This is a genomic window from Streptomyces sp. M-16 (assembly GCF_052114405.1).
GTDB lineage: Bacteria > Actinomycetota > Actinomycetes > Streptomycetales > Streptomycetaceae > Streptomyces.
Genome location: NZ_JBFRER010000173.1, coordinates 1 through 11300 on the forward strand (window position 1 = coordinate 1; position 11300 = coordinate 11300).

Below are 11300 nucleotides of genomic sequence, written 5' to 3' on the forward strand. Positions count from 1 at the left end.
CGAAGGTCGTGGACCGTCTCGCGGCCGACGGGCGCAAGACGAAGGCGCTGACCGTCTCCCACGCCTTCCACTCGCCCCTCATGGACCCGATGCTCGACGACTTCCGCAAGGTCGCCGAGAACGTTTCCTTCGRMGCYCCGRCCGTGCCGGTCATCTCCACGCTCACCGGYCGKCCGGTGMCGGSGGASGAGTTCTGCTCCGTCGACTACTGGGTKCGCCACGTCCGCGARGCCGTCCGCTTCGCCGACGCSGTCACCKCCCTYGCMGSGGAAGGGGYSRACACCTTCCTGGAGATCGGTCCSGGCGGYGTCCTGRCCGCCATGGCCCGGGACTCCCTGGACGAGCACGCGGTCACCGTCCCCCTCCTGCGCGCCGACCGCGCCGAGGACCTGGCCGTCACCACCGCCCTCGCCCGGCTGCACGTCCACGGAACGCCCGTCGACTGGACGGCCGTCTTCGCCGGACACGACCTCCAGCGCGTCGACCTCCCCACCTACCCCTTCCAGCGCACCCGTTACTGGCTCGAATCCACCCCCGCACCCGGGAACGTCGCCGCCGCCGGACTGGCCGAGGCGGGCCACCCCCTGCTCGGAGCCGCGGTCGCGCTCGCCGACGGCGAAGGGCTGGTCCTGACGGGGCGGCTGTCGCTCGCGACCCATCCGTGGCTCGCCGACCACGCGGTGATGGGCGCCGTGCTGCTCCCGGGCACCGCCCTGGTGGACCTGGCCCTGCACGCGGCCCTCGACGAGGCCGTCGGATGCGACCGGCTGGACGAGCTGACCCTCGGCGCCCCGCTCGTCGTGCCGGACGACGCCGCGGTACGGATCCAGGTGCGCGTCGGAGCCCCCGACGGAGGCGCCCGCCGCCCGCTGGAGATCCACTCCCGCGCGGAGGGCGTGCCCTCCGACGAGCCGTGGACGCGCCACGCGGCCGGAACGCTGTCGACCGCCGACGGCACCGCCGATCGCGCCCCCCTGGCCGACTGGCCCCCGTCGGAGGCGGTCGCCGTCCCCGAGGAGGCGCTGGACTCCCTGTACGAGCGGATGGCCGGCCTGGGGCTCGACTACGGCCCCGTGTTCCGGGGCGTGCGCGCCGCGTGGACGCGGGACGACGCGCTCTTCGCCGAGGTCGAACTCCCCCCGGGCACCGACGTCTCCGGCTTCGGGCTGCACCCGGCCCTGCTGGACGCCGCGCTGCACACCGTCGCCCTCGGCCCCGGCCCGCTCGGCTCCGTCGCCGGTGCCGACGCGGGTGACCGGGCACGGGTTCCGTTCTCCTGGAGCGGGGTGACGGCGCACTCCGCGCCGGCGGCGGGAGCGGTGGAGGCCCTGCGGATCCGGCTGACCCCCGCCGGTCCGGACACGGTGTCGCTGCTGGCCGCCGACGCCACCGGCCGGATCCGGACCTCCGTCGACTCGCTCGTCCTGCGCCCGATCTCCGCCGAGCAGCTCACCGCCGCCCGGGCGGGCCGGTACCGGGACTCGCTGTTCCGGGTCGACTGGACCCCGCTGCCCCTGCCCGGTGCACCGGACGCGCCGCCCACCGGTGATCGCGTCGTACTGCTCGCGACGGACGGCCCGGCGGAGGCCGAAGCCGTACGGTCCGTGGCCGGCCGCGCCCTGGCCCTCGTACAGGAGTGGCTGACGGATCCCGACGCCGGTACGACGACGGATGCGCGGCTCGTCATCGTGACCCGGAACGCGGTCGCCGTGGACGCCGGCGACGCGGCGCGGCTGGACCCGGCACAGGCGGCCGTGTGGGGGCTGGTCAGGTCCGTCCAGGCCGAGCACCCCGAACGCTTCGTGCTGGTGGACGCGGACCGCGCACACCCCGAAGGGCTGACGGCCGTGCTCGCCGCCGGCGAGCCGCAGTCCGCCCTCCGGGACGGCCGGGCGTTCGTGCCCAGGCTGGCCCGCGCGACCGGCGCCGGGGCTCCCGGGCTGCCCGCGTCCCTGGGGCTGGACCCGGCGGGCACCGTCCTGGTGACCGGTGCGACGGGCGCCCTCGGCCGGCTCGTCGCACGGCACCTGGTGGCGGCGCACGGCGTACGGCACCTGCTGCTGACCAGCCGCCGGGGACCCGACGCCGACGGGGCGTCCGCCTTCGCCGCCGAACTGGCGGCGCTGGGCGCCGAAGTGACCACGCTGGCCTGCGACGTCGCGGACCGCGGCGCGCTCGCCGCCCTGCTCGACGGCATCCCGGCCGCGCATCCGCTGACCGGTGTGGTGCACGCCGCCGGTGTGCTCGACGACGCGCTCGTGGGCTCGCTGACGGCCCGGCGGCTCGACGACGTCCTCGGGCCCAAGGCCGAGGCGGCACTCCACCTGCACGAACTGACCCGGGACACGGACCTCGCGGCCTTCGTCCTGTTCTCCTCGCTCGCCGGTACGTTCGGCAACGCGGGCCAGGCCAACTACGGTGCCGCCAACGCCTGCCTGGACGCCCTCGCACAGTCGCGCCGGGCCGCCGGACTCCCGGCCGCCTCGCTGGCCTGGGGTCCCTGGGCCGACGCCGGGGGCACGGGGGGCATGCTCGGCGAGGCCGGCGCGGGAGCCCTCGCGCGAATGGCCCGGGCCGGAGTGTCGCCGCTCACCCCGGAGGAGGGCCTCGCCCTCTTCGACACGGCGAGCGCGCCCCCCACCGGGGGAACCCCGGCCACCGGGACCGCCGCCGGGGGGACCGCGGCCGATGCCCCCGGCGCCGGACCGGACGCCCTGCTCCTGCCGGTACGGCTGAACCTCCCCGCCCTGCGCCGGCGCGCCGCCACCGAGCCGGTCCCCGCCCTGCTGCGCGGACTGGTCCGGGCCCCCGCCCGCCAGGCCCGGGAGTCCGCGCCCGCGACGGCCGCCCTCGCCGGGCAGCTGGCCGGCGCATCGGAGGAGAAGCGCCGACGGATCCTCCTCGGCGTCGTCCGGACCCAGGTCGCCACGGTGCTGGGGCACGACTCCTCCGAGGCGATCGGCACCGCACAGGCCTTCCGCGACCTCGGCTTCGACTCGCTCACCGCCGTCGAGCTGCGCAACCACCTCGGTGCGATCACCGGGCTGCGCCTCCCGGCGAGCCTGCTGTTCGACCACCCCACCCCGGCCGCCCTCGCCGAGCACCTGTCCGCCGCGCTGCCCGCCGCGGGGCCCGACGGACCGGAGCCGGCCCCCTCGCTGCTCTCCGAGATCGACCGCCTGGAAGCCGCGTTCGCGCGCTCCCCGTACGACAGGGGAACACGGGCCACCGCCGCCCTGCGGCTGGAAGTACTGCTCGCCAAGTGGCGCGAAGCGGGCCCCGACACCGGCCACGAACCCGAGGACGACGCCGAGGCCGAGGTCGAGGGCGCCTCCGACGAAGAGCTCTTCGAACTGCTCGACGGCGAGCTCGGCAGCAACTGATCGACCAGCACGACATCCCTTCGCCTTGAGGAACAGAACCCAGATGACGACAGACGTGAACAAGCTCCGCGACTACCTCAAGCGTGCCACCGTCGATCTGCGTCACGCGCACAGGCGGCTGCGTGAGGCCGAGGGCAAGAACCGCGAACCGATCGCGATCGTGGGCATGAGCTGCCGCTTCCCCGGCGGCGTCCGGTCCCCCGAGGACCTGTGGGACCTCGTCGCCTCGGGTGGCGACGCGATATCGGGCTTCCCCACCGACCGGGGCTGGGACCTCGACGCGCTCTACGACCCGGACCCCGAGAACCCGGGCACGACCTACGCGAAGGAAGGCGGATTCCTCTACGAAGCCGCCGAGTTCGACCCGGCCTTCTTCGGCATCGGCCCCCGCGAGGCCCTCGCCATGGACCCCCAGCAGCGCCTCGTCCTGGAAGCCTCCTGGGAAGCCGTGGAACGCGCCGAACTGGACCCGCTGTCCCTGCGCGGCAGCCGCACCGGCGTGTTCGCCGGAGTCATGTACCACGACTACGTCTCCCGCCTCCCGGCGATGCCCGAAGGCATCGAGGGATACGTCAGCACCGGCAACACCGGCAGCGTGGTCTCCGGCCGCATCGCCTACACCCTCGGGCTCGAAGGCCCCGCCGTGACCATCGACACCGCCTGCTCCTCCTCCCTCGTGGCGCTGCACCTCGCCGTCCAGGCCCTGCGCCACGGCGAGTGCGACCTGGCCCTCGCGGGCGGGGTGACCGTGATGGCCGGACCGACGACCTTCGTCGAGTTCAGCCGCCAGCGCGGCCTGTCGCCCGACGGCCGGTGCCGGGCGTTCTCGGCGTCGGCCGAGGGCACCGGCTGGTCCGAGGGCGTCGGCATGCTGCTCGTCGAACGGCTCTCCGACGCGGTCCGCCTCGGCCACCCGGTGCTGGCCGTCGTACGGGGCTCCGCCGTCAACCAGGACGGCGCCAGCAACGGCCTGACGGCGCCCAACGGCCCCGCCCAGCAGCGCGTCATCCACCAGGCCCTCGCCAACGCCCTGCTGTCGCCGTCCGACGTGGACATCGTCGAGGCCCACGGCACCGGCACCACCCTCGGCGACCCGATCGAAGCCCAGGCGCTCCTCGCCACGTACGGCCAGGACCGCCCGGCGGACCGGCCGCTGTGGCTCGGCTCCGTCAAGTCCAACCTCGGACACACCCAGGCGGCGGCCGGCGTCGCCGGGATCATCAAGATGGTGCAGGCCCTGCGCCACGGCGTGCTGCCGAAGACCCTGCACGCCGACGAGCCGACCCCGCACGTCGACTGGTCCGCCGGGGCCGTCTCGCTGGTCACCGACAACGCCGCCTGGCCCGACACCGGCAGGCCCCGGCGCGCCGGCGTCTCCGCCTTCGGCGTCAGCGGCACCAACGCCCACATCGTCGTCGAACAGCACCTCCCGCCCACGGAACGGCCCGGGGCCGGCGGCGAGGCCACGGCCGGCGCCGCGTCCGAGACGGCCCCCGCGGCCGGCGCGCCCTCCGGCGAAGCGGGCACCACGGCGCCGGCCGGGAACCGGCTGCCCCTCGTCCCGTGGACCCTCTCCGGCAAGAACGCCGCCGCCCTCACGGCACAGGCCGCCCGTCTGCGCTCCCACCTCGCCGCCTGCCGGCCCGGCGCGGACCCGGCGACGGCCGCCGCCGCAGGTCAGGCTGCCGCCGCAGGTCAGGCCGCCGCCGCAGATCCGGCCGCCGACCCCGACGCCCTCGACATCGCGTACTCCCTCGCCACCACCCGTACCGCCTTCCCCCACCGCGCCGTGCTCCTCGCCCCGGACCGGGCCGGGCTCGACCGGGCCCTGGACGCCCTCGCCGAGGGGGAGCCCGACGCCGCCGGAACCGCCCTCGTGCGCGGCACCGCCGAGGCCACCAACCGGCAGGTCGCCTTCGTGTTCCCCGGCCAGGGCTCCCAGTGGACCGGCATGGCCGTCGAACTCCTCGACGGCGCACCGGTCTTCCGCGAGCGGTTCCGCCAGTGCGAGGAGGCCCTCGCACCCCACGTCGACTGGTCGCTGACGGAGGTCCTGCGCGGCACGCCCGGCGCCCCCGGCTTCGACCGGGTCGACGTCGTCCAGCCCGTCCTGTTCGCCGTCATGGTCTCGCTGGCCGAACTGTGGCGCTCCCACGGCGTCCACCCCTCCGCGGTCGTCGGCCACAGCCAGGGCGAGATCGCCGCCGCGTGCGTCGTCGGCGCGCTCTCCCTCGCGGACGCCGCGAAGGTCGTGGCGCTGCGCAGCCGGGCACTGACCGCGCTCTCCGGCCGGGGCGGGATGCTGTCCGTCGCCCTTCCGCCGGAGGACCTCACGCCCAGGATGGCGCCCTGGGGCGAGCGGCTGTCCGTCGCCGCCGTGAACAGCCCGACGTCGATCGTCATCTCCGGCGACCGCGACGCCCTGACCGAACTGCGCGACGCCCTGCACGCCGACGACGTCCGGGCCCGGCTGATCGCCGTCGACTACGCCTCCCACTGCGCGCACGTCGAGGCCGTCCGCGAGCGCGTCCTCGACGCCCTCGCCGACATCACCCCGCAGGCCTGCGACGTGCCGTTCTACTCCACGGTCACCGGCACGCTCGTGGAGACCGACGGACTCGACGCCGAGTACTGGTACCGCAGCCTGCGCCGGACCGTCCGGTTCGAAGAGGCCACCCGCGCCCTCGTCCGGGACGGGCACGACGCCCTCATCGAGGTCAGCGCGCACCCGGTGCTGACCATCGGCATCCAGGAAACCCTCGACGACCTCGGCGGCAGGGCCGTCACCTTCGGCACCCTGCGCCGCGGCGAGGGAGGCCCCGAACGCTTCCTGCGCTCCGCCGCCGAGGCCCACGCCCACGGCGTCGCCGTCGACTGGGCGGCCGTCCTCGCCGGCACCGGCGCCCGCCGGGTCGCCCTGCCCACCTACGCGTTCCAGCACGAGCGGTACTGGCTCGACGCCCCGCCCGCCGCCGCGGACGCCACGGGCCTGGGCCTGGCCTCCTCCGACCACCCGCTGCTGGGCGCCGTCGTCAGCCTCGCCGACTCCGACGGGCTGCTGCTGACCGGCCGGCTGGACGCGCACACCCACCCCTGGCTCGCCGACCACGTCGTGCTCGGCGCGGTCATCCTGCCGGGTACGGCCTTCGTGGAACTCGCGGTCCGCGCGGGCGACCACGTCGGCTGCGACAGCCTCGCCGAACTCACCCTCCAGGCACCGCTGATCCTGCCCGAGCGGGGCGGCGCCGTCGTCCAGGTCGCGGTCGGCCCGGCCGACGGAACCGGCGACCGGACCTTCGCCATCCACTCGCGCCCCGACACGGCGGCCCCCGAGGACGGCTGGACCTGCCACGGCACCGGCGTGCTGACCTCGGCGTCCCAGGCCCAGCCCCCCGTACAGGACCCGGCCGTCTGGCCGCCCGGCGGCGCGACCCCCGTCGACCTCGCCGGCTTCTACGGGGAGCTCGCCGCCCGCTCCTTCTCCTACGGCCCCGCGTTCCAGGGCCTGCGCGCCGTCTGGCGCCTCGGCGACGAGGTCTTCGCCGAGGTCGTCCTGCCCCCGGACGCCTCCGCCCCGTCATCCGACGCCGCGAGGTACGGGCTGCACCCGGCCCTGCTCGACGCGGCCCTCCACGGCGTGGGCTTCGGCCCGCTCGGCGACATGGGAACCGGACGGATGGCCTTCTCCTGGGAGGACGTACGGCTGTACGCCACCGGAGCCACCCGGCTGCGGGTCCGGCTGACACCGGTCGGCGCCGACGCCGTGGCCGTCACCGCCACGGACGACAGCGGCGGTGCCGTGGCCACCGTCGGGACGCTCACCTTCCGCGAGGTCCGCGAGGAACACCTGCGGGCCGCGCTCACCGACCACCACGAGTCCCTCTACCGCGTGGACTGGCCCACCCAGCCGCTCGCGGACACCGCGTCCGGCACCACCACGCACTGGGCGGTCGTCGGAGTCACCCCGCGGGCGGATGCCGACGCGGTCGCCGACGCCCTGCGCGGCGCGGGCCCGCGGCCGGACGTCCACCCGGACCTGGCCGCCCTCGCCGAAGCGATCGCGGACGGCGCGCCGGTGCCCCGGACCGTGGCCGCGGTACTCCCTTCCGACGTCTCCGACGTCTCCGACCTTTCCGACGCCGATACGGTCCGGGCCACCGCGCAGGCCACCCTCGCCCTCGTCCAGGCCTGGTTGGCCGACGAACGGTTCGCCTCCTCCCGGCTGGTCGTCCTCACCCGGGACGCCGTCCCGGTCCCGAGCGGAGCCGAGGACCGCGTACCGCGGACACGGCCCGCGCACGCCCCCGTCTGGGGCCTGATCCGCTCCGCCCAGTCCGAGCACGCGGACCGCCTGATCCTGGCCGACACCGACGGCGAGCCGGACTCCCTGCGCCGCCTCCCCGCGGCCGTCGCCACCGGAGAACCCCAACTGGCGCTGCGCGCCGGCCGGATGTCCGTACCCCGGCTGGCCCGGGTACCCGTCACCACCGGGACCGCCCCCGGCCGCGCCCTGGACCCCCACGGCACCGCGCTGATCACCGGAGGCACCGGCGCGCTCGGCAGGCTCGTCGCCGCACACCTCGTCACCACCCACGGCGTCCGCAACATCGTCCTCACGGGCCGGCGGGGCCCCGACGCCGACGGCGCCGACGCACTGCGCGACGAACTCGCCGCGCTCGGCGCCACCGTCACCATCGCCGCCTGCGACGCCGCCGACCGCGAGGCCCTGGCGGCCCTCCTCGCCGGCCTCCCCGCCGACCGGCCGCTCACCGCCGTCGTACACGCGGCGGCCGTGGTGGCCGGGGGACTCGTCGACACCCTCACCCCTGAAGACCTCGATCAAGTCCTGCGGCCCAAGGTCGACGCCGCACTCAACCTCCACGAGCTCACCCGCGACCTGGACCTCTCGGCCTTCGTCCTCTTCTCCTCCTTCGCCGGTACCCTCGGCGGCGCCGGACAGGCCGCCTACGCGGCGGGCAACGCCTTCCTGGACGCCCTCGCCCACCGGCGCCGGGCCCAGGGACTCCCGGCCTCCTCCCTCGCCTGGGGCGTCTGGGACGAGCGCGGTGACCAGACCCGCCTGGAGACGGGCGACCTGCGCCGGATGGCGCGCGCCGGCCTCGTCCCGCTCGGTGCGGCGGAAGGCCTGCGACTCCTCGACACCGCCCGGACCCTGGACGACGCGGCCCTGGCCCCCGTACGCCTCGACCTGGCCGCCCTGCGCGCCCGGGCGGCGGCGAACCCCGTACCGCCCCTGCTGCGCGGGCTGATCCGCACGCCCGCCCGGCGTTCCGCGGAGACCGCCCCCGGCCCCGACGGCCACTCCGCGGAACTCTCCCGGCTGGCCGCGCTGCCGCCCGCCGAACGGCGGGACACCGTCCTCGCCCTCGTACGCACCCAGGTCGCCGCCGTACTCGGCCACTCGGCCACCGAGGCCATAGACCCCGGCCGGGCCTTCCGCGAACTGGGCTTCGACTCCCTGGCCGCGATGGAACTCCGCAACCGGCTCGCCACCACGACCGGAGTGCGGTTGCCCGCCACCGTCGTCTTCGACCACCCCACTCCCTCGGCCCTCGCCGGGCACCTCCTGGACGAGATTCCCGGCGGCCACCCCGGCACGGCCCTCGTCACGGCAGCGCCCGACGCCTCCACCACCCCCGGCCGGTTCCCCGGCGCCGGCGCCGACGAACCCGTCGCCATCGTCGCGATGAGCTGCCGTCTGCCCGGCGAGGTCCGCGGCCCGGAGGACCTCTGGGACCTCGTGGCCAACGGTACCGACGCCATCACCGGCCTGCCCGTCAACCGCGGCTGGGACCTCGACGCGCTGTACGACCCGGACCCCGACCACCCCGGCACCAGCTACGTCCGGGAAGGCGGGTTCCTCCACGACGCGGGCGACTTCGACCCCGAATTCTTCGGGATCTCCCCGCGCGAGGCCCTCTCCATGGACCCGCAGCAGCGGCTGCTGCTGGAGACCGCCTGGGAGGCGTTCGAGCGGGCCGGCATCGACCCCGGCACGCTGCGCGGAAGCCGCACCGGAGTCTTCGCCGGCACCAACGGCCAGGACTACGCCGTCGGCCTCTCCCAGCACCGGGCAAAGGACGTGGAGGGGCACCTCCTCACGGCCAACTCCGCCTCCGTCGTCTCGGGCCGGCTCTCCTACACCTTCGGCCTGGAGGGGCCGGCGGTGACGGTGGACACCGCGTGCTCCTCGTCCCTGGTCGCCCTCCACCTGGCGGCGCAGTCCCTGCGCCGGGGCGAATGCGACCTGGCCCTGGCCGGCGGCGTCACCGTCATGTCGACCCCGGGCGCACTGATCGGCTTCAGCCGCCAGCGCGGACTCTCCCAGGACGCCCGCTGCCGCGCCTTCTCGGCCGCGGCCGACGGCACCGGCCTGGCCGAGGGCGCGGGCATGCTGCTGGTGGAACGCCTCTCCGACGCCCGCCGCAACGGCCACCGGGTGCTGGCCGTCGTCCGCGGTTCGGCGATCAATCAGGACGGCGCGTCCAACGGCCTGACCGCCCCGAACGGGCCCGCGCAGCAGCGCGTCGTCCGTCAGGCACTGACGGACGCGGGCCTGGAGGCCGGTGACGTCGACGCGGTCGAGGCCCACGGAACGGGAACGACGCTCGGCGACCCGATCGAGGCGCAGGCCCTGCTGAAGGCCTACGGCACCGACCGCCCGACGGACCGCCCGCTGTGGCTGGGCACGGTCAAGTCGAACATCGGTCACACCCAGGCCGCCGCGGGCGTCGCGGGCGTGATCAAGATGGTGATGGCGATGCGCCACGGCGTCCTGCCCCGGACGTTGCACGTGGACGAGCCGTCCCCGCACGTCGACTGGTCGGCGGGTGCGGTCAAGCTGCTCACCGAACCGGTGGAGTGGGCGGAGTACGGGCGCCCGCGCCGGGCGGGCGTGTCCTCGTTCGGCGTCAGCGGCACCAACGCGCACGTCATCATCGAGCAGGGTCCCGCCGAAGGGGCGGACGATACGCGCCCCGAGCCGGGCGACGGGCCGCGGGGCGAGACGGTCCTGCGGACGGCCCTCCCGTGGCTGATCTCCGCGAAGGACGAAACCGGCCTGCGTGCCCAGGCGGAACGCCTGCTCGGGCACGTCCAGTCCGGCGACCACCGCACCGACGAGACCGACATCGCCCTCTCCCTGGCGACCGCGCGCGCCGCCTTCCCGCACCGCGCCGCGGTCATCGGCACGGACCGCGAACTGCTGGTCCGGGGGCTGACCGCCCTGGCACACGGAGAGACCTCCGGCACGGAGACGGTGCAGGGAACGGCGGCTGCCGGCGGCAGCCGGACGGCGTTCCTGTTCACGGGCCAGGGGAGCCAGAGGCTGGGGATGGGGCGTGAACTGTACGCCGCCTTCCCGGTGTTCGCGGACGCCTTCGACGCGGCGTGCGCGATCTTGGACGGGCATCTCGAACGGCCTCTGCGAGAGGTGGTGTTCGGCGATGACGCGGAGCTCCTCGACCGGACGGGTTACGCGCAGCCGGCGTTGTTCGCGGTCGAGGTGGCGTTGTTCCGCCTGGTGGAGTCCTGGGGTGTCCGTCCGGATCTTCTGGCGGGTCATTCGGTGGGCGAGTTCGCGGCCGCGCATGTGGCGGGTGTGTTCTCCCTCGAAGACGCGGCGGCTCTGGTGGCTGCGCGCGGCCGGCTGATGCAGGCGCTCCCGGCCGGGGGTGTGATGGTGGCGGTGCAGGCCTCGGAGGAAGAGGTACGGGACCTGCTGGCCGGCTTCGGGGACCGTGCGGGGATCGCCGCCGTCAACGGGCCCTCGTCCGTGGTGGTGTCGGGCGCCGAGGAAGCCGTGGCGAAGGTCGTGGACCGTCTCGCGGCCGACGGGCGCAAGACGAAGGCGCTGACCGTCTCCCACGCCTTCCACTCGCCCCTCATGGACCCGAT

2 protein-coding genes are annotated in these 11300 nt (G+C 75.6%); both read left to right on the forward strand.

All coding sequences use genetic code 11. From position 1 onward, the window contains the following. Positions 1-3383 (forward strand): SDR family NAD(P)-dependent oxidoreductase (locus tag AB4039_RS39395; RefSeq protein ID WP_442273030.1); only part of this gene is annotated, 3383 nt, incomplete at its 5' end. A gap of 43 nt (positions 3384-3426) precedes the next feature. Next, on the forward strand, positions 3427-11300 hold a 7874-nt coding region (locus tag AB4039_RS39400; protein ID WP_442273031.1), incomplete at its 3' end, for a type I polyketide synthase.